This is a genomic window from Halomonas sp. IOP_31 (genome assembly GCF_021151495.1).
Lineage (GTDB): Bacteria > Pseudomonadota > Gammaproteobacteria > Pseudomonadales > Halomonadaceae > Modicisalibacter > Modicisalibacter zincidurans.
Genome location: NZ_JAIRBP010000023.1, coordinates 39,373 through 57,637, shown reverse-complemented (window position 1 = coordinate 57,637; position 18,265 = coordinate 39,373). Strand labels below are relative to the sequence as shown.

General features: G+C 64.0%; 19 protein-coding genes. 15 read left to right on the top strand and 4 right to left on the bottom strand.

Translation table 11 applies throughout. The annotated features are described in order from the left end of the window. Nucleotides 1-55: 55 nt before the first annotated feature. From K7I12_RS12320 to K7I12_RS12295, 6 genes are all read left to right on the top strand, one after another. Nucleotides 56-1,192 (top strand): ABC transporter ATP-binding protein, encoded by a 1,137-nt coding sequence (locus K7I12_RS12320; RefSeq protein ID WP_231664281.1) that lies wholly within the window; start codon nucleotides 56-58, stop codon nucleotides 1,190-1,192. Nucleotides 1,193-1,199: 7 nt separating this feature from the next. Beyond that, a complete protein-coding gene (locus tag K7I12_RS12315; RefSeq protein WP_231664280.1) occupies nucleotides 1,200-2,321 on the top strand; it encodes an ABC transporter ATP-binding protein in 1,122 nt (373 codons plus the stop codon). Beyond that, on the top strand, nucleotides 2,299-3,165 hold the full coding sequence (locus tag K7I12_RS12310) for a carbohydrate ABC transporter permease (RefSeq protein WP_150113073.1): 867 nt from the start codon (nucleotides 2,299-2,301) through the stop codon (nucleotides 3,163-3,165). Before K7I12_RS12315 ends, K7I12_RS12310 begins: the two co-directional genes overlap by 23 nt. Before the next feature lie 8 nt (nucleotides 3,166-3,173). After that, nucleotides 3,174-3,974, top strand: coding sequence for a carbohydrate ABC transporter permease (locus K7I12_RS12305; RefSeq protein WP_031382820.1), 801 nt, complete (start codon nucleotides 3,174-3,176; stop codon nucleotides 3,972-3,974). A gap of 50 nt (nucleotides 3,975-4,024) precedes the next feature. Then, on the top strand, nucleotides 4,025-4,297 hold the full coding sequence (locus K7I12_RS12300; protein ID WP_031382821.1) for a DUF2160 domain-containing protein: 273 nt from the start codon (nucleotides 4,025-4,027) through the stop codon (nucleotides 4,295-4,297). 65 nt (nucleotides 4,298-4,362) lie between these two features. Beyond that, the gene (locus tag K7I12_RS12295) at nucleotides 4,363-6,102 is read left to right on the top strand and encodes an ABC transporter substrate-binding protein (RefSeq protein ID WP_035575125.1); all 1,740 of its coding nucleotides are present in this window, start codon (nucleotides 4,363-4,365) and stop codon (nucleotides 6,100-6,102) included. Between the two features lie 84 nt (nucleotides 6,103-6,186). On the opposite strand, the gene K7I12_RS12290 is transcribed toward K7I12_RS12295, so the two are convergent. Then, nucleotides 6,187-6,582, bottom strand: a complete 396-nt coding sequence (locus K7I12_RS12290; RefSeq protein WP_150113074.1) for a DUF6314 family protein — start codon at nucleotides 6,580-6,582, stop codon at nucleotides 6,187-6,189. Nucleotides 6,583-6,675: 93 nt separating this feature from the next. On the opposite strand from K7I12_RS12290, the gene K7I12_RS12285 reads away from it, so the two are divergent. The 6 genes from K7I12_RS12285 to K7I12_RS12260 all read left to right on the top strand — a co-directional run bounded on the left by K7I12_RS12285 (nucleotide 6,676) and on the right by K7I12_RS12260 (nucleotide 11,980). Further along, complete coding sequence (locus K7I12_RS12285) at nucleotides 6,676-7,653, top strand: carboxylate/amino acid/amine transporter (protein ID WP_084173319.1); 978 nt, start codon at nucleotides 6,676-6,678, stop codon at nucleotides 7,651-7,653. Between the two features lie 159 nt (nucleotides 7,654-7,812). Beyond that, a complete protein-coding gene (locus K7I12_RS12280) occupies nucleotides 7,813-8,694 on the top strand; it encodes an NAD(+) kinase (RefSeq protein WP_031382825.1) in 882 nt (293 codons plus the stop codon). A gap of 1 nt (nucleotide 8,695) precedes the next feature. Beyond that, entirely contained in the window at nucleotides 8,696-9,703 is a 1,008-nt protein-coding gene (locus K7I12_RS12275) for a metallophosphoesterase (RefSeq protein ID WP_031382826.1), read from the top strand. 260 nt (nucleotides 9,704-9,963) lie between these two features. Next, entirely contained in the window at nucleotides 9,964-10,809 is an 846-nt protein-coding gene (locus K7I12_RS12270; RefSeq protein ID WP_031382827.1) for a rhomboid family intramembrane serine protease, read from the top strand. Nucleotides 10,810-10,895: 86 nt separating this feature from the next. Next, complete coding sequence (locus tag K7I12_RS12265; protein ID WP_031382828.1) at nucleotides 10,896-11,159, top strand: YeaC family protein; 264 nt, start codon at nucleotides 10,896-10,898, stop codon at nucleotides 11,157-11,159. A 26-nt stretch (nucleotides 11,160-11,185) separates the two neighbouring features. Next, a complete protein-coding gene (locus tag K7I12_RS12260; RefSeq protein WP_231664282.1) occupies nucleotides 11,186-11,980 on the top strand; it encodes a DUF2797 domain-containing protein in 795 nt (264 codons plus the stop codon). On the opposite strand, the gene K7I12_RS12255 is transcribed toward K7I12_RS12260, so the two are convergent. From K7I12_RS12255 to K7I12_RS12245, 3 genes are read right to left on the bottom strand one after another with little or no spacing between them, the layout of a single operon-like run. After that, on the bottom strand, nucleotides 11,967-13,043 hold the full coding sequence (locus tag K7I12_RS12255; RefSeq protein WP_231664279.1) for an ABC transporter substrate-binding protein: 1,077 nt from the start codon (nucleotides 13,041-13,043) through the stop codon (nucleotides 11,967-11,969). The genes K7I12_RS12260 and K7I12_RS12255 overlap by 14 nt on opposite strands. 1 nt (nucleotide 13,044) lies before the next feature. Further along, the gene (locus tag K7I12_RS12250) at nucleotides 13,045-14,439 is read right to left on the bottom strand and encodes a sensor histidine kinase (protein ID WP_231664278.1); all 1,395 of its coding nucleotides are present in this window, start codon (nucleotides 14,437-14,439) and stop codon (nucleotides 13,045-13,047) included. Further along, nucleotides 14,436-15,104, bottom strand: a complete 669-nt coding sequence (locus K7I12_RS12245; RefSeq protein WP_231664277.1) for a response regulator — start codon at nucleotides 15,102-15,104, stop codon at nucleotides 14,436-14,438. Before K7I12_RS12245 ends, K7I12_RS12250 begins: the two co-directional genes overlap by 4 nt. Before the next feature lie 148 nt (nucleotides 15,105-15,252). Between K7I12_RS12245 and K7I12_RS12240 the strand changes: the two genes are divergently transcribed. Genes K7I12_RS12240 through K7I12_RS12230 form a run of 3 tightly spaced genes read left to right on the top strand, consistent with a single transcriptional unit; the run spans nucleotide 15,253 to nucleotide 18,201 of the window. Beyond that, on the top strand, nucleotides 15,253-16,239 hold the full coding sequence (locus K7I12_RS12240) for a Bug family tripartite tricarboxylate transporter substrate binding protein (protein ID WP_231664275.1): 987 nt from the start codon (nucleotides 15,253-15,255) through the stop codon (nucleotides 16,237-16,239). After that, complete coding sequence (locus K7I12_RS12235; protein WP_231664274.1) at nucleotides 16,236-16,685, top strand: tripartite tricarboxylate transporter TctB family protein; 450 nt, start codon at nucleotides 16,236-16,238, stop codon at nucleotides 16,683-16,685. Before K7I12_RS12240 ends, K7I12_RS12235 begins: the two co-directional genes overlap by 4 nt. A gap of 10 nt (nucleotides 16,686-16,695) precedes the next feature. Continuing rightward, nucleotides 16,696-18,201 (top strand): tripartite tricarboxylate transporter permease, encoded by a 1,506-nt coding sequence (locus K7I12_RS12230; protein WP_231664273.1) that lies wholly within the window; start codon nucleotides 16,696-16,698, stop codon nucleotides 18,199-18,201. The last annotated feature ends 64 nt before the right edge of the window (nucleotides 18,202-18,265 follow it).

The following is an 18,265-nucleotide window of genomic DNA, read 5'->3' as shown; positions in this document are numbered from 1 at the left end:
GTGTCTCGACGCTGGGTAATTGATCAAAACGTGACCGATTCTTGCTGAATCCAGCATGAAGAGCTGGCCTGATCACTCAGCAGGCCGAACTCGCGCCAATGGTGCAATATTCAGGCTAGTCCTTGAACATATCGACCGCACGGTCAGCGGTGAGAAACATATCAGCGATGCCTGCCTGAGCCTGGAGCAGGGCTCCTTCAATGTGTTGCTGGGCCATACGCTGTCGGGCAAGACAACCCTGATGCGGCTGATGGCGGGGCTCGATGCACCGGATCGCGGACGCGTGCTGTTCAGCGAGCGGGACATGACCCGCGTCCCGGTGCGCAAGCGCAACATCTCGATGGTCTACCAGCAGTTCATCAACTATCCCTCGCTGCGGGTGTTCGACAACATCGCCTCTCCGCTCAGACTGGCCCGGGTCTCCAAGGCCGAGATCCAGCGGCGTGTCGAGGAGATTGCGGCCATGCTACGCATCGATCATCTGCTGGGGCGCTATCCGCTGGAGCTGTCCGGCGGCCAGCAGCAACGCACCGCAATGGCCCGGGCGCTGGTCAAGGATGCCGACCTGGTGCTGTTCGACGAACCGCTGGTCAACCTGGACTACAAGTTGCGCGAAGAGCTGCGCCTGGAGATGCGCAAGCTGTTTCGTACGCGCAATACCGTGGCAGTGTATGCCACCACCGAGCCGGCCGAGGCATTGGCGCTGGGCGACACCACTACGCTCCTTCATGAAGGGCGAATATTGCAGACCGGCCCCAGCGATACTGTCTTTCATCGCCCGCAAACGGTCGAGGCGGCGGCTCTGTTCGGTGAGCCGCCGATCAATCTGATGGAGGTTGTGGTGCGCGGTAGCGGGCTGCTCGTCGGCAGTACGGTTTTTCCCCTGCCACGGCTATTGGCGTCGCTCGACGATGGCCCGTATCGCCTGGGCATGCGCCCCAGCCATCTCAGCCTGACGCCTCTGAACGACGACGACCTGGAATTCTGCGTCGAGGTCGGCGTTGCCGAGATCAGCGGGTCGGAAACCTTTCTGCACGTCGCCAGCAACGATCTCCAGCTTGTGCTGCACCTCGGCGGTATCCACGACTTCCCGGTCGACAGCGCGATCCGTGTCTATGCCCCCAGCAACAAGCTGTTCGTCTTCGACGAGCCGGGCGAGCTGGTCCGGGCACCATCCCTTGCGGCCCAATGAGGCAATCATGGCGGAAATTCGACTCGACCAACTGGCGCACAGCTATGCGGCCAGCCCCCAGCAGCCCAGCGACTACGCATTGCGGCGTATCGATCATGTCTGGGAACAGGGCGGGGCCTATGCGCTGCTCGGCCCGTCGGGCTGCGGCAAGAGCACGTTGCTCAATATCATCTCGGGGCTACTCGAGCCCTCCCAGGGCCGGGTGATGTTCGACGGCGAGTCCGTCAACGCCCTGTCGCCTCAGCAACGCAACATCGCCCAGGTTTTTCAGTTTCCGGTGATCTACGACACCATGACGGTGCACGACAACCTGGCCTTTCCGCTACGCAATCAGCGCCAGCCGGCGGCCAAGATCGCCGAGCGTGTCCAGGAGGTTGCCGAGGCGCTGGAAATCTCCCATCTACTGCAGCGCAAGGCCCGCAACCTGACTGCCGACGAGAAACAGAAAGTGTCGATGGGACGCGGCCTGGTGCGCGACGACGTCGCGGCGATCCTCTTCGACGAGCCGTTGACCGTCATCGATCCGCAACTGAAGTGGCGCCTGCGTCGCAAGCTCAAGCAGATCCACGAGCGCTTCAACATCACCATGGTCTACGTGACCCATGACCAGCTCGAGGCCTCGACCTTCGCCGACAAGATCGCGGTGATGTATGACGGCCAGATCGTCCAGTTCGGCACTCCGCGCGAGCTTTTCGAAAACCCCGCTCACACCTTCGTCGGCTACTTCATTGGTAGTCCCGGCATGAACTTGTTCGAGGTCGAACTGACGGCTGACGGCGTGTGCCTGGCGGGCGCCGATCTACGGTTGTCCCCAGCGGTGCACCAAGCCCTCGAAGCACATGCCGGACAGCGTTTGACGCTGGGTATCCGCCCGGAATTCGTACAGCTGGTCGAGCCCGCCGAATCATCGCTGCGTGCCACGCTCGATCTGGTTCAAGACCTGGGAACCTACAAGGTGCTCGATCTGCAGCTCGGCATGACGAACAAGTCGCCGATAAAGGCTCGTATCGAAGAGGACCAGACGGTGCCCGAAAGCGAGGTAGGGCTGCTATTCCCCGAGCTTTGGACCAAGTTCTACGCCGACGATTATCTGGTGGAGATGAATGATGGACAAGATTCACAACAATAAGGCCTGGCTGCTGGTACTGCCGGTCTTCGTGCTGGTTGCGTTCAGCGCCATCGTGCCGCTAATGACGGTGGTCAATTACTCGGTGCAGGACATCTTCGGCCAGGGGAATCGCTACTTCGTCGGCACCGAGTGGTTTCGCGAGATCCTGCGCGATCCACTGCTGCACAATTCCTTGCTTCGTCAGTTCGGTTTTTCGTTCAGCGTATTGGCGATCGAGATCCCGTTGGGCATTGTCGTTGCGCTCTCCATGCCGCGGCGCGGTATCGGCGTACCGATCTGCCTGATCTTGCTGGCACTGCCGCTGCTGATTCCGTGGAACGTGGTCGGCACCATCTGGCAAATTATCGGCCGCGCGGACATCGGGCTCTATGGCTGGACGCTCAATGAGATGGGCATCGATTACAACTACGCCTCCAATACCGTGGATGCCTGGGTCACGGTACTGATCATGGACGTCTGGCACTGGACCTCGCTGGTGGCGCTGCTGTGTTACTCGGGGCTGCGTGCGATTCCCGACGTATACTACCAGGCCGCGCGCATCGACAGGGCCTCGCACTGGGCGGTATTCCGTTACATTCAGCTACCCAAGCTCAAGAACGTTCTGCTGATCGCCGTGATGCTGCGCTTCATGGACAGCTTCATGATCTACACAGAGCCGTTCGTGCTGACCGGGGGCGGCCCAGGCACCACCACTACCTTCCTCAGCCAGACGTTGACCAAGATGGCCGTGGGTCAGTTCGACATCGGCCGCGCCGCCGCCTTCTCGCTGATCTACTTCCTGATCATCCTGCTGGTCACCTGGTTGTTCTATACCGCCATGACCCACTCCGACGATAACGCCTGAGGTGCGCGATGAAAACCCGCAAACTGTTGGTGCTATTCACTTATCTGCTGTTCGTGCTGGTGCCGATCTATTGGTTGATCAACATGTCGCTGAAGTCCAACCAGGAAATCCTCGGTGGGCTGACACTGTGGCCGGAGAACCTCACGCTCGGCAACTACCAGACTATTTTCACCGATCCGACCTGGTACACGACGTATCTCAATTCATTGAGCTACGTGTCGATGAACACGGTGATTTCGCTGGCGGCGGCGTTGCCTGCGGCCTATGCGTTCTCGCGCTACCGTTTTCTCGGCGACAAGCACATGTTCTTCTGGCTGTTGACCAACCGCATGGCACCGCCGGCAGTATTCCTGCTGCCGTTCTTCCAGTTGTATTCCTCGGTCGGCCTGTTCGACACCGCGATTGCCGTGGCGCTGGCCCAGACTCTGTTCAACGTGCCGCTGGCGGTGTGGATTCTCGAAGGCTTCATGTCGGGCGTCCCCAAGGAGATCGACGAGACGGCGTATATCGATGGCTATAGCTTTCCGCGCTTCTTCTTTCGAATCTTCATCCCGATGATTCGCCCTGGCATCGGCGTCACGGCATTTTTCTGCTTCATGTTTTCGTGGGTCGAGCTGCTGCTGGCCGGCACGCTGACCTCGGTGGATGCCAAGCCGATCGTGGCGCAGATGACCAGCACCATTTCCGCCGGCGGCATCGACTGGGGGCTGCTGGCCGCCGCCGGGGTGGTGGCATTGCTGCCCGGGATCGCGGTGATCTACTTCGTTCGTAATCATGTCGCCAAGGGCTTTGCGCTGGGGCGGGTATGAACCGCCTGGCAGCAGGCATCGTCAATTAACGAATCGGCAAGGAGAAAGATATGGAATGGATGGCATGGACACTGCCGACGGCGATTTTCTTCACCGTCATCGGCCTGATCCTGATTGGCATGACGATCTGGCAGACCGTGTCGCCGGGTATTCAGCGCCAAGGTTTCTTGCCGATCTCCACGACCCGCGGGGATCGTCTATTCATCAGCTTGCTGATGGCCGGCTACGGACACCTGTTGCTGCTCGGGTTCACCGAGTGGCCGCTGTGGATCGCCACGCTTGCCAGCGTGGCGGCATTTCTCATCATCATGAAGTGGGGGTGACGCATTCATAAAGAAACCTGAGCCGCACCAAGCGCAGCACTGTACTCCACAATAACGAGGTAACTATGTCTTCCATCAATTACATGCCACGACCGACGCGCATCGCCATGGCCATGAGCCTGGCCGCCTGCTTTGCGGCGCCTTCACTGGTGTTTGCCGATCAGTATCAAGATGCCGCCAAGCGTTGGATCGAGAATGAATTCCAGCCCTCCACGCTAACGCCCGAAGAGCAGATGGCGGAGATGCAATGGTTCATCGACGCGGCCAAACCGCTGCGCGGCCAGGAGATCAATGTCGTCTCGGAGACGCTGACCGTCCACAAGTACGAATCCGAGGTGCTGGCCAAGGCATTTCGTGAGATCACCGGGATCAATCTGACTCACTCACTAATACAGGAAGGCGACGTCATCGAGAAGTTGCAGACCCAGATGTACTCTGGCACCAACATCTACGATGGCTATGTCAACGATTCCGATCTGATCGGTACCCACTTCCGTTATGGCAAGGTCGTACCGATTTCAACCCTGATCGAGCAGAATCCCGATTTCACATTGCCGACGCTGGATCTCGAGGACTTCATCGGCCTGTCGTTCACCACTGCGCCGGATGGTAAGGTCTATCAGCTGCCAGACCAGCAGTTTGCCAATCTTTACTGGTTCCGTGCCGACTGGTTCGCCAATCCCGAATACAAGCAGCAATTCAAGGAGAAGTATGGCTACGAGTTGGGCGTGCCGGTGAACTGGTCGGCCTATGAGGACATCGCCGAATTCTTCACCAATGACGTCAAGACCATCGATGGCAAGCGCGTCTACGGTAATATGGATTACGGCAAGAAGGATCCCTCGCTCGGCTGGCGCTTCACCGATGCCTGGTTCTCCATGGCGGGTGCCGGCGACAAGGGCATTCCCAACGGCTTGCCGGTCGATGAGTGGGGCATTCGGGTCGATGGGTGTAATCCGGTCGGCTCCAGCATGTCGCGCGGCGGCGCCGTCAATAGCCCGGCGGCGGTCTACGCGACCGAGAAATACGTCGAATGGCTGAAGAAATACGCCCCGCCGGCGGCGCAGGGCATGACCTTCTACGAAGCCGGGCCGGTGCCGGCGCAGGGCAACATTGCCCAGCAGATCTTCTGGTACACCGCCTTCACCGCCGACATGACCAAGCAAGGCCTGCCGGTGGTCAACGAGGATGGCACGCCCAAGTGGCGCATGGCGCCGTCTCCGGTGGGCGCGTACTGGCAAGAGGGCATGAAGAAGGGCTATCAGGACGTGGGCTCCTGGACCTTCCTCGAGTCGACACCCGAGAAACGCCGTCTGGGCGCCTGGCTGTACGCACAGTTCGTGACCGCCAAGACCGTTTCGCTGAAGAAAACGCTGGTCGGCTTGACGCCGATTCGCGAGTCCGACATTCAATCCCAGGCGATGACCGACGCTGCGCCCAAGCTGGGCGGGCTGGTCGAGTTCTATCGCAGCCCGGCGCGGCTGCAATGGACACCGACCGGGACCAACGTGCCGGACTATCCGAAGCTGGCACAGTTGTGGTGGCAGTATGTCGCCCGTGCGGCCAGTGGCGAGTCGTCCGCCAAGGAAGCGCTCGATGGCTTGGCCGAGGCGCAGGATCGGGTCATGGAGCGTCTGGAGCGTGCCGGTGTGCAGGAAACCTGCGGCCCGAAGATGAACGAGCCGCGGGACGTCCAGTACTGGCTCGACCAGCCCGGCGCGCCGAAGCCCGAGCTTGACAACGAAAAGCCGCAGGGCAAGACCGTGCCCTACGAAGAGATGGTCAAGTCCTGGGAAGAAAGTTGATCCTGCGGGCGTCTCTTCTGTCTCTCTTGCGGCGCCTGCGGGCGCCGTTTTTGCATCTGCGTTGCGAAACCGGCAGGCGTGACGTCAGCGATAGCGGTAATAAAGGCGCTCGCTCTTGCGCGGTCCCTCGATGCTCCAGGCCAGGTCGAAACCGGCTTCTGCCGGCGTGAGTCGCACGCGATAGCGATCGGCGGCACACTGATGCGCCTCTCGGGCGACCCAGTCGGCGGCGTCGCGGGGGCCGGTCGGTATCAATTCGAACAGTTGAACGGCCGCTTCGACGCCACGCCGCTCGTGGCTCAGGGCGATGGCATCCGCCCGCGGTGTCCAGCGGAAGACGTTGCGAAAGGCGATCGACTCGGTCGCGCCCTCCAGCCGGAAACGACCCCATTCAGTGAATGTAAGACTGGTGTCGGCGTGGGTCTCGACCTTCACCGTGCCGTTGCCCCGGCCGGCCCAGCCGCTGCGCGATCCTGCCAAGGGTTGTGAACTAAAATATACTGTTGAAGTTGACAGAAGCCGTTGGCGCAGCGCTAAGATAGCCGCCTCGATTGGTTGACTCATGGATCGCTCATGTCCTATCTGTTCGCTGTCACGGCCCTCTGGGCCTTCTCGTTCTCGCTGATCGGCGCGTATCTATCCGGTCAGGTCGATAGCTATTTCGCGGTGCTGGTGCGCATCGCTCTGGCCAGCCTGCTGTTTCTGCCGTTTCTGCGTCCGCGGGCCTTGAGCCATGCCCACAAGCTGGCGCTGATGGCCATCGGCGCCATCCAACTGGGGCTGATGTACATCTTCTTCTACCAATCCTTCCTGCTGCTGTCGGTGCCGGAAGTGCTGCTGTTCACCATCTTCACGCCGCTCTACGTGACGCTGCTCGATGACGCCCTGGACAAGCGCTTCACGCCATTTTATCTGGTCACCGCGGCGGTTGCCGTCATCGGCGCGGCGGTGATCCGCTACCAGGGCGTGAGCGCCGATTTCTGGCTGGGTTTCGCCATCGTCCAGGGCGCCAATCTGTGTTTCGCCATCGGTCAGGTCGGCTACCGTCACCTGGCGCGCCGGCTGCCGCCCGAGGTGCCCCAGCACAGCGTATTCGGCTGGTTCTACCTGGGCGCGTTGGGATTGGTGATCATCGCCTACGCACTGCTCGGCACAGCGCAACTGCCGAGCAACGGCGTGCAATGGGGCGTGCTGGCCTGGCTGGGACTAATCGCCTCGGGACTCGGTTATTTTCTGTGGAACAAGGGCGCGACGCGGGTCGATGCCGGCGCCCTGGCGATCATGAACAATCTGTTGATTCCCGCCGGGTTGCTGGTCAATCTGCTGATCTGGAATCGCGACGCCGACCTGCCCAGGCTGGCCGCCGGTGGCGCGATCATCGTCGCCGCGCTGCTGGTCAACGAAGGATGGGCGAGGCGTCGCCCGCTTCAGCGTCAACCAGGTCGGCAGCAGCTCGCCCATGGCGGCCAGCTCGGCTTGGATGTCGAGCCCCACGGCGGCAGCGGGATCGCCCGTGGCCAGTCGTCGGCAACCACGAACAGCCGCCGATAGCTGCCGTTCGCTTCGCGCAGCCAGGCAAGATCGCGTACCAGCGAATCGCCGGGTGCAGTCTCGGGGCCGATGGGGTCGGGACACGAGACACCTCGTGGCGGTTTGCCGGGGCCACGTCGAGCCCCCATAATAGCCGGCTCGACATGGCTGGGAGCGCCCATGGAACCTTTCAAGAACATCGGTCTGATCGGTCGTCTCGGCAGCGGCAGCGTGGTCGAGACGCTGCGCCGGCTGATCCGTTTCCTGGGCACGCGTGGCTATCATGTCATCATCGAGGACCGTACCGCCAGCGGGCTGGACGAACATCGCCAGCAGGAAGCCAGCCGCAGTCAGCTCGGCGAACTCTGCGATCTGGTGATCGTGGTCGGCGGCGACGGCAGCATGCTCGGCGCCGGCCGGGCGCTATGCCGTAGCGGCACGCCGGTGCTGGGCATCAACCGGGGTCGGCTGGGCTTTCTGACCGACATCCTGCCCGACGAGGTCGAGGAAAAGGTCGGCGAGGTGCTGGCCGGCGACTATGAAACCGAACGGCGCTTTCTGCTCGACGCCGAGGTGTATCGCGAGGGCTTGCTGGTCGGCGCCTCCGATGCGCTGAACGACGTGGTCGTGCACCCCGGCAAGGCCGTGCAGATGATCGAGTTCGAGCTGTTCATCGATGGCCTGTTCGTCTATAGCCAGCGCGCCGATGGGCTGATCATGGCCACGCCCACCGGCTCCACGGCCTACGCGCTGTCCGGCGGCGGCCCGATCGTGCACCCCGGACTCGAGGCGATCACTCTGGTGCCGATGTTCCCGCATACGCTGTCGAGCCGGCCGATCGTGGTCGACGCCGCCAGCGAGATCAAGATCCATATCGGCGAGACCAACGAAGCCTATCCGCACGTCAGTTGCGACGGCCAGACCCAGGTGGTCTCCAAGCCCGGCGACATCCTTTATGTGCGCCGCAAGGCGCAACGCCTGACACTGATTCATCCGCGCGGTCACAACTATTACGAGATCTGCCGCAGCAAACTCGGCTGGAGCAGCCGGCTGGGGGAGTGACATGAACATGACCGGCGGCATCGACGGCTACGACCTGGTCGGCGACGTGCACGGCTGCGGCGCGACGCTGGGCGCACTGCTGGAAAAGCTCGGCTATCACCTCGCCGGCGGCGTCTATCGCCATCCGCGCCGCAAGGTGATCTTCCTCGGCGATCTGATCGATCGCGGCCCGCGGATTCGCCTGGCGGTGTCGATCGCCCGGCGCATGGTCGAGTCCGGCGAGGCGTTCATGGTGATGGGCAACCATGAGATCAACGCGCTGGCCTACTATCAGCGTTGCCCTCCGGGCGCCGGCTGTGAATGGTTGCGCGAGCACACGCCGCGGCACAACCGGGTCATCCGCGAGACCCTCGAGCAGTACCGCGATCATCCCGCCGAATGGGACGACACGCTGGCCTGGTTCATGGAAATTCCGTTGCTGCTCGAGCGTGACGGCCTGCGGGTGGTCCATGCCTGCTGGGATGCACCGTTGATCGAGCGCTTTCGCGCCGCCTATCCCGAGGGTCGCATCGACGCGGCTTTCCTCCGGGAGTCCGCGTATTCCGGAAGCTTCGCGTTCCGGGTGCTCGAGCGGTTGACCCGAGGCGTTCACCTGAGTCTGCCCGAAGGCATTGCGATTCACTCCGGCGACGGCTTCACCCGGCGAACCTTCCGTGCGCATTTCTGGGCCCGCGACCCGCAGACCTACGGTGACGTCATATTCCAGCCCGACAACTTGCCCGGCGCTCTGGAACTGCGCCGGTTGTCGGATGACGAGCGTGCGCTGCTGCCTTATTACGGCCCCGAGCAGTGTCCGCTGTTCCTCGGCCATTACTGGTGCGAAGGGGTGCCGGCGCTGCCGGCGCCGAACATCGCCTGTCTCGATTACAGTGCGGTCAAGTTCGGCCGTCTGGTCGCCTACCGCTGGGACGGCGAGACGACCCTGAGCGCCGACAAGTTCGTCTGGCTGCGCGTGCCCCAGGATGAACGCGCCCGTCCCCGGCCCGGGGGAATCGATCTCGACTCATGAAGCTACAATTCATTACACAATTTTTTCGCCCTGCCATGAAACTAGTTTACGCGGCGGCCGTCAGAGTGAGTGTTCCCTTGAATGATCCCTTGCTTATTGTCCGGCGGCCTCCTCCGCCGGACTTTTCTTTTTGGTGCGTTTTTCATGTGCCCCTGTTTTTCATGTGCTCCTATCGCGTGTTCAGGCTGCATCGGGCTCGCGAGTCGCTGGCGATACGACCCGGCCGGGTGAGGGCTGGCCAAAGAGGATAAGGAACGATCATGCACAAGGTGCTGATGATCCCCCGCGAAACCGATACCCGTGCCCTGCGCCAGGCGCTCTGGGCGCAACGCATCGGGCATCGTTTCAGCGAGGAGGGCGATGCTCAGGTGTTATGGCTGGCCGACCCGCGCCAGCACGCGCAGATGATGCAGCTCATCGAGCGCTGGCAGCGTGGCGAGCCGCTGCTGCGCGACGACGACCCGCCGCGGGCCAGCGCCGGCTGGGGGCGCGGTGCACTGGCCGAGGCGCCGCTGACCGCCGGAATCATAGGGCTATGCCTGATGGTCTTCGCGCTGATGGCCCTGTTCGGCGATCGGGTCATCGCCTGGCTGACCATCGTCCCGGTGAGCGTGGTCGGCAACGGCCTGAACGTCGGTACGCTCACCGGCGCGCTGGGCGACGGTCAGTTCTGGCGTCTGCTGTCGCCGGCCTTCCTGCACTTCGGCTGGATGCATCTGATCTTCAACATGCTGTGGCTGTGGTACTTCGGTCGCCAGATCGAGAGCCTGCACGGCAGCGCTCGGCTGGCCTGGGTCGTGGCGATCAGCGCGGCGGGTTCCAACCTCGCGCAATACGTCACCGGGACGGTGCTGTTCGGCGGCATGTCCGGCGTCGACTACGCGCTGCTCGGCTATGTGTGGCTGATGTCGCGACGGGTTCCGCAGAGCGGTTTTTTCGTGCCGACCATGCTGGTGGTCTTCATGCTCGGCTGGATGGTCTTCACGATGACCGATTTCGCCGCACCGGTCGGCTTCGGCAATGTCGCCAACGAGGCCCATCTGGGAGGCCTGCTGTTGGGGCTGGCGATCGGCTGGCTGGCCAGCCGGCGTGCCAAATCCCATTGACGTTATTCAACCAGCGCCCGGCCAGCGTCCGGGTCGGGCAATAGCTCGCGAACACGATGCCGGTATCGGCTATGGCGGAGATGACGATGAGTGAAATGACCTTCGAGCGAATGATCGCGCAAATGACGCCGACGATCTACGACAGCCTCAAGCAGGCCGTGGCACTGCGCAAGTGGCCCGATGGCAGGCGCCTCAGCGACGAGCAGACCGAGCTGTGTCTGGAGGCGGTGATCCGCTACGAGATCGAGCACAACGTGCCCGAGAGCGAGCGGGTGGGGTATCTGCAGAACAGCTGCAAGAGCCAGCCTGCGGAGAGCGCTGGCGAGGACAGCATCAAGTGGATGAACTGATTGCGCGTCAGGGGAACCTGAGCAAGATGGCGATCGCCATGGGCGACGACGGTCTGGCGCGCTATACGCTACGCGCCGGCGAGTCGCGCCTGGATCTCAATGCGCGGCTGGGCCAGACGTTGCGGCTGAGCCATAGCGGGGCGATCGCCTGTACCCACTGCGGGCGAGCCACGCGCAAGAGCTTCGGCCAGGGTCATTGCTATCCCTGTTTCAAGCGCCTGGCGCAGTGCGATACCTGCATCGTCAAGCCGGAAACCTGCCACTACTTTGCCGGCACCTGCCGCGAGCCCGAGTGGGGCGAGCGCCACTGCTTCCAGCCGCACGTGGTCTATCTGGCCAACTCCTCGGGGCTCAAGGTGGGTATCACCCGGCATACCCAGTTGCCGACCCGCTGGCTCGACCAGGGTGCGATCCAGGCGTTGCCGATCCTCGAGGTGGAGACCCGCCAGCAGTCGGGCTTTGTCGAGATGCTGTTCAAGGGCCAGGTCGCCGATCGCACCAACTGGCGGGCGATGCTCAAGGGCGAAGTCGCCGAAATCGATTTGTGCGCCGAGCGCGACCGGCTGCTGGCGACGCTGGCCGACGGACTCGCCGACCTGCGCGAGCGCTTCGGCGAGGGCGCGATCCGCACGCTCGACGCCGAGCCGCTGGCTATCGACTATCCGATACTCGAAGCGCCGACCAAGGTGGTCTCGCACAACTTCGACAAGACGCCCAACGTCGGCGGGACTTTGATGGGCTTGAAGGGCCAGTACCTGATGTTCGATACCGGAGTGATCAACCTGCGCAAGTTCACCGGCTATGAAATCAGCGTGGAATAGCCTTCGAGGGGCGTTGGGCTGCCGCCTCCTTGGGATCGAGTATGCTGATTTCGCGGTTCCAGCGGGCCATGAAGGCGGCGCGGCGCAGCGGGTCGACGAAGGCCAGCAGCGAGGCATCGATGGGGATTGGATAGAGCCGTTCGCCGACCTGGTCGCGCAGCCGCTGGGCGGTGTAGGGGCCGATGACCTCGGGCAGCACGCTGAACAGCGGCGTGCTGCCGGCGAGGATGCGCTGGCCCTCGACACCGAGCAGAAAACTGACGAACGTCTTGGCGGCCGCCGGGTGCGGCGCATCGCGGTGCACGAAGGCCATGCGTATCATCACCAGCGCATAGTCCTGGGGCACCTGCACGATCAGCTCCGGATGGGTCTGCGCCCAACGCATGGCGTAGGAGCCCAGCAGGTTGTAGCCCACCCAATACTTGCCGCTGGTCAGGCCATCGAGCATGGCTTGGGTCGTTGCCTCAAGGCTGACTTCGGCGGCGCCCATGGCGGCGACCAGATCCCAGAAGCGTGGCGAGTAGCGCGCGTCCTGCTGGAACAGGGTGTAGCCGACGCCGCTACGCGAGGGCGAGTAAGTGGTCACCTTGCCACGCAGGATGTCGAGCTTGGAAGTCAGCAGGGCGTTCAGGTCGGCGTGGGTGGCCGGTGGCATCATGCGCCGCGACAGGTCGAGCCGGTAGGCCATGACTATCGGCTCGAAGGTGAAGCCGAACACCTCGTTGCGCCACTTGGCCCATGCGGGCCAGTCGCGCGCCTCGTCGCTGTCAAGCGGCTGGGCGAGTCCCTCGTTGACCCGCGCCAGTTGCCAGGGCATGGCGGAGCTGATCACCACGTCGGGGGCTGGCCGGACGTTCCGGGCGCGCCGGTCGACCTCGAGCGTGGAGCGATCGTGATATTCCAGGGCAATGTCGGGGCGCGCGCGCTCGAAGGCATCGAGCAGCGGGGCGATGACCTGACGGTCGAGGGCGGCCTCGATTACCAGGGGCGTCCTGACTTGCGCCAGCGTATCGAGGGGGATCAAGCACAGCAGCACCAGATATGCCCGCCAGTGTCGCAGCATGTCAGGTTTCCTCCGGCAGCAGCGAGAAACGTATACCGATCCACAAGCCATGGCCTGGCGCATTGCGTACGCTCAGCACGGCGTCGTGTCGTCGGGCAATGGAGTCGACGATGGCCAGGCCAAGGCCGGTGCCCTGGGTGTCCTGCCGTCCGCCACGCTCGAAGGGCTGATGCAGGCGGCCGAGCAGGTCGTCGCTCACGCCGGGCCCGTTGTCCTCGATGCCGAGCGTCACCATGTCGGCCCTGCGCTCCAGGCCGAGGGTGATCTCGCTGCCCGGCGGCGTATAGCGCAGCGCATTGTCGATCAGGTTGCCGATCATCTCACGCAGGGACCAGGGCTCGCCCTGGATGCGCAGCGGCGCCTCGGGTAACGGCGCCAGGCCCAGGTCGTGATGCTGGGCGATATCGCGCTCGGCCCATTCCATCACGGTGTCGCGCAGCAGGGCGGCCAGGTCGATCGCTGTCAGGCTCCCCTCATCGGCGTGACGCAGGCGGGCCAGGCTCAGCAACTGGCCGGCCAGGCGGCTGGTGCGTGCCGCGCTGTGGTGGACGGTCTCCAGGGCCTGGCGCCAGTCGGCGGGACATTCACTCTGCAGGGCCAGCTCGCTGGTGCTCTGCAAGCCGGCGAGCGGGGTCTTGAGCTGGTGGCTGGCATCGGCGGTGAAGCGCAGCAATGCATCGCGACCCTCGCGCTGGCGAGCGAGCAGCGTATTGAGGGTATCCGCCATGTCGTAGAGTTCGCCGGGTACCCGCGCATGCAGCGGGCTGACGTCGTCGGCATCGCGCTGGCGCAGCAACTGGCGCAGGCGGCGTACCGGGCCGAGTGCGGTACGGATGGCCAGCAGCATCAGCAACCCGGCCAGCAATACCATGGCCAGAAAACGCGTCAGGGTGCCCACGAACAGGTCGCCGGCCAGGGTCTCGCGGCCCGACAGGGTATGCCCGACCCAGATCTGCACCGGATCCAGCGACTCCCAGCCGGCGGAGGTCAGCTCGTGGCCGTGCAGGCGGATGGGCGTCCCGGCATGGGGAACGGTCATCCACACCGGCTTGGCCTGGGCGGCGCGTTGCCACGCGGGTTTCACGGCGCCGTCGAGGTTGCCGGTCACTTCATTGCCGGCTGCGTCGAGAATCGCGTAGAACACCCGCTCCTGCTGGTCGGTGGCGAGTATCTGGAAGGCTGCCGCCGGCATCTCGACGATCGGTCGACCGTCCTGCCACTGGATCGCCTCGGCGATGGTCAGCCCCGCCGCTTCCAACTGGCTGTCGTAGGCGCGATTGGCGGCGCGCTGAGCGCTGGTATAGGCCTCGACCAGCAGGAATGCACCGAGCACACCGACGGCGGTCAGCAGCCATACGGCCAGACGCCGCTTCAGCGTGCCGTCGACGACGATCACGCGGGGTCGTCCTCCAGACGATAACCCAGCCCGCGCAGGGTGCGGATGCGCAGGCCGCTGCCCTGCAGGCGCTTGCGCAGGCGGCTGATGTAGACCTCCAGCGCGTTGGGGCCGACCTCGCCGAAGCCGAACAGGCGGGTCTCGAGCATCTCCCGAGGAGCGATGCGCCCGGCATGCAACAGCAGCCCTTCCAGCAATCCCAGCTCGCGGCGCGGCAGCGCCAGCGTCTCGCCCTGCAAGGTGGCGGCGCCCGAGGCAGGATCGAAGCACAGCGGCCCGAACTGCAGGCGGTTGTCGGTGCGCTGCTGGCTGCGGCGCAGCAGCGCACGCACCCGGGCTTCGAGTTCGGCGATCGAGAAGGGCTTGGCCAGGTAATCGTCGGCGCCCAGGTCGAGACCGCGCACGCGCGCGTCGATCCCATCGCGGGCGGTAAGGATCAGTACCGGCGTGGCGTCGCCGCGTTCGCGCAGTTCGGCGAGCAGTGCCAGGCCGTTGCCGTCGGGCAATCCCAGGTCGAGCACGACCAGGTCGAACCGACTATGCGCCAGTGCCGCGCAGGCATCCGTCAGGCGGGGGAACGTCTCGACGGTATTGCCCAGCGGGCCGAGGGCAGCGACGAGCGAGCGGGCGATCAGCGGGTCGTCTTCGACGATGAGCAGGCGCATTGGACCAAAGTCTCGCGGGGGTGGGGCACCGATGACAGGTTGATGAAAGGTTGGATGCCTAGCATCTCTCGAGTCATCGAGATGATGACGGCAGGGAGGGGATGCCCCTCACGCTGACACTCTGACAACAAAGAAACAGGAGTCCGCCATGAAATTCAACTCGGCATTTCGCCGCTGGTCCTCGCTGATCGCGCTCAGCGGCGCGCTGATGACCGGCACGGCCCAGGCCCAGTCCGACGCCCCCGAGTGTATCGCCCCGGCCAAGCCGGGCGGTGGTTACGACCTGACCTGCCGCCTGGCGGCCAATGCGCTGCAGGAAACCGGCCTGATCGACAAGCCGATGATGGTCAGCTACATGCCCGGCGGCATCGGCGCGGTGGCCTACAACCATGTCAACGGCGTGCGCAACGACGATCCCAACCTGATCGTCGCGGCGAGTACCGGTGCGGCCGTCAACCTGGCGCTGGGCAAGTTCGGCGAGTACGACGCTGATGAGGTGCGCTGGCTGGGGGCGCTGGGCGCCGACTACGGCGCCATCGTGGTCAAGGCCGACGCACCTTGGCAGAACCTCGACGAACTCATGCAGGATCTCAAGACCCAGCCGGGCAAGATCGTCTTCGGCGCCGGGGGTACCGTGGGCAGCCAGGACTGGATGAAGGCGGCACTGACCGCCAAGGCGGCGGGCATCTCGCCGCGCGATCTGCGCTACGTGGCCTTCGAGGGAGGCGGCGAGTCGTTGGCGGCCCTGCTCGGTGATCACGTCCAAGTCTTCACCGGCGACATGTCGGAGCTGCGCCCGTACCTGGAAAGCGGCAAGATCCGCGTGCTGGCCTCGCTGTCCGAAGAACGTCTGGGCGGGCCCTACGCCGACATCGCCACCGCCGCCGAGCAGGGCTACGGTGTGCAGTGGCCGATCTGGCGTGGCTACTACATGGGCCCGGATGTCAGCGATGAGGCCTATCAGCAATGGGTGAGCAAGCTCAAGACGCTGTCCGAAAAGAAGGCGTTCGCCGAGCTGCGCGCGGCGCGCGGCCTGTTCCCGATGTCGCGTTTCGGCGATGACTTCGACAGCTACGTCAAGCAGCAGGTCGCTCAGTTCAAGCAGCTTGCCGAGGAAGTGGGTCTGACACAATGAAACTCGCCGCCGACCGCATTTTGGGACTCGCCCTGATCGGTCTGGCGGCGTTCGCCGCCGTCCAGGCCGCCAACCTGCAGATCCCGTTCAGCTACGAGCCCGTGGGGCCCAAGGTTTTCCCCATCGGCCTGTCGATGATGCTCGCCGCGTTGTCCCTGGTATTGGTGTTTCGTCCGGGCGAGAACGGCCACTGGCCGGACAAGGCGCTGATGCTGAAGTTGCTGGCGGTGCTGGGTGCGCTGGTGATCTATGCGCTGCTGTTCACTCAACTGGGCTTTTTCGGGTCCACCTTGCTTGTGGTGCTGGTCCTGGCCCGGTTGTTCGAAGCGACCTGGCTCAAGGCGCTGCTGGCCGCCGTGCTGATGGCCCTGGGCAGCTACTTTCTGTTCACGCAGGGGTTGGGAATTTCCCTGCCACGTGGCTATTGGCTGTCCGATTTCGCCTGAGGAACCCGGCATGTTCGATTTTCTGATAGATGGTTTCGGCGTCGCCCTGACCCCGCTCAATCTGGGGCTGGCCTTTCTGGGCGCCGTGCTGGGCACGCTGTTCGGCGCGCTGCCGGGTATCGGTCCGATCAACGGCATCGCCATTCTCATGCCGCTGGCCTATACGCTGGGGCTGCCCGCCGAGTCAGCGCTGATCCTGCTGGCCGGGGTCTACACCGGCGCGGAGTACGGCGGCCGCATGTCGAGCATCCTGCTCAACGTGCCGGGGGATGCCGGGGCGGTGATGACCACCCTCGACGGCCATCCGCTGGCCAAGAAGGGCCTGGCCGGCCCGGCGCTGGGGCTGTCCGCGGTGAGCTCGTTCGTGGGGGCGACCATCGCCATCATCGGCCTGACGCTGTTCGCGCCGCTGCTGGCCGAGGTCGCGGTGATGTTCGGCCCCGCCGAGTTCTTTGCCTTGATGGTGTTCGCTTTCTCTTCCATGGCGGTGATGATGGGCAAGGACCCGGTCAAGACTGCCATCGGCGCCGTGCTCGGCGTGATGATCGCCATGGTGGGCGTGGATTCCGGCACCGGCGTGCTGCGCTATACCTTCGGCATGGCCGAGCTTTACGATGGCATCGACTTCGTGGTGATGATTATCGGACTGTTCGCGATCAGCGAGATCCTGCTGATGCTGGAACACGCCAATCGCCAGGATGCCAGTGACGAGATGCCGCCGCTGGGGCGGGTGATGGTCAGCTTCAAGGAGCTCGCCTACTGCAAGTGGACCATGCTGCGCTGCGGGTTGATCGGCTTCATCGTCGGCGTGTTGCCGGGCACCGGCGCCTCCGTGGCCGGGGCGGTCTCCTATACCACCGAGAAGCGCATCTCCGACAAGGAAGGCACCTTCGGTACCGGCGACATGCGTGGTCTGGCCGCGCCCGAGGCGGCGAACAATGCCTCCGCGGCGGGCTCCTTCGTGCCCATGCTGACACTGGGCATTCCCGGTTCGGGAACCACCGCGGTGTTGCTGGGTGCGCTGATGCTCTACAACATCACGCCGGGGCCGCTGCTGTTTTCCGAACGCCCCGAGGTGGCCGGTGGCCTGATCGCCTCGCTGTACATCGGTAACGTGGTGCTGCTGGCACTCAACCTGCCGCTGGCGGGACTGTTCGCCCGGGTGCTGACGATTCCGCGCTGGGTGCTGGTGCCCGGCATCGCCATTCTGGCCTTCGCCGGGGTCTATCAGCTGAACTCCGACCTCACCGCCATCTACCTGATGCTGATCATCGGCGTGTTCGGCTACTTGCTGCGCAAGCTGGGCTTCTCGCTGGCCCCGGTGATTCTCGGCTACGTGCTCGGCGGGCTGATGGAAGACAACCTGCGCCGCGCCCTGTCGATCAGCGGCGGCGACCTGGGCATCCTGTGGCAATCGGGCATCTCGCTGGGGCTATGGATCGCCGCGGCGTTGCTGCTGGTGGTGCCGTGGCTGATGGCGAAGTTGCTGGCCCGCAGGTCGCTGGACGGCGTCTGACAGTTGCCGCATCCTCTGGCGGCGCTGGACCCGGACCGGACGCGTGGAGAGCCGATCCGGCCGC

What these genes read in the sequence shown, in the direction of transcription:
- K7I12_RS12240 (WP_231664275.1), top strand. Translation starts at nt 15,253, where the DNA reads ATGAAATTCAACTCGGCATTTCGCCGCTGGTCCTCGCTGATCGCGCTC.
- K7I12_RS12230 (WP_231664273.1), top strand. Translation starts at nt 16,696, where the DNA reads ATGTTCGATTTTCTGATAGATGGTTTCGGCGTCGCCCTGACCCCGCTC.
- K7I12_RS12320 (WP_231664281.1), top strand. Translation starts at nt 56, where the DNA reads ATGAAGAGCTGGCCTGATCACTCAGCAGGCCGAACTCGCGCCAATGGT.
- K7I12_RS12275 (WP_031382826.1), top strand. Translation starts at nt 8,696, where the DNA reads ATGAACATGACCGGCGGCATCGACGGCTACGACCTGGTCGGCGACGTG.
- K7I12_RS12315 (WP_231664280.1), top strand. Translation starts at nt 1,200, where the DNA reads ATGGCGGAAATTCGACTCGACCAACTGGCGCACAGCTATGCGGCCAGC.
- K7I12_RS12265 (WP_031382828.1), top strand. Translation starts at nt 10,896, where the DNA reads ATGAGTGAAATGACCTTCGAGCGAATGATCGCGCAAATGACGCCGACG.
- K7I12_RS12295 (WP_035575125.1), top strand. Translation starts at nt 4,363, where the DNA reads ATGTCTTCCATCAATTACATGCCACGACCGACGCGCATCGCCATGGCC.
- K7I12_RS12285 (WP_084173319.1), top strand. Translation starts at nt 6,676, where the DNA reads ATGTCCTATCTGTTCGCTGTCACGGCCCTCTGGGCCTTCTCGTTCTCG.
- K7I12_RS12300 (WP_031382821.1), top strand. Translation starts at nt 4,025, where the DNA reads ATGGAATGGATGGCATGGACACTGCCGACGGCGATTTTCTTCACCGTC.
- K7I12_RS12260 (WP_231664282.1), top strand. Translation starts at nt 11,186, where the DNA reads ATGGCGATCGCCATGGGCGACGACGGTCTGGCGCGCTATACGCTACGC.
- K7I12_RS12235 (WP_231664274.1), top strand. Translation starts at nt 16,236, where the DNA reads ATGAAACTCGCCGCCGACCGCATTTTGGGACTCGCCCTGATCGGTCTG.
- K7I12_RS12255 (WP_231664279.1), bottom strand. Translation starts at nt 13,043, where the DNA reads ATGCTGCGACACTGGCGGGCATATCTGGTGCTGCTGTGCTTGATCCCC.
- K7I12_RS12245 (WP_231664277.1), bottom strand. Translation starts at nt 15,104, where the DNA reads ATGCGCCTGCTCATCGTCGAAGACGACCCGCTGATCGCCCGCTCGCTC.
- K7I12_RS12310 (WP_150113073.1), top strand. Translation starts at nt 2,299, where the DNA reads ATGGACAAGATTCACAACAATAAGGCCTGGCTGCTGGTACTGCCGGTC.
- K7I12_RS12280 (WP_031382825.1), top strand. Translation starts at nt 7,813, where the DNA reads ATGGAACCTTTCAAGAACATCGGTCTGATCGGTCGTCTCGGCAGCGGC.
- K7I12_RS12305 (WP_031382820.1), top strand. Translation starts at nt 3,174, where the DNA reads ATGAAAACCCGCAAACTGTTGGTGCTATTCACTTATCTGCTGTTCGTG.
- K7I12_RS12270 (WP_031382827.1), top strand. Translation starts at nt 9,964, where the DNA reads ATGCACAAGGTGCTGATGATCCCCCGCGAAACCGATACCCGTGCCCTG.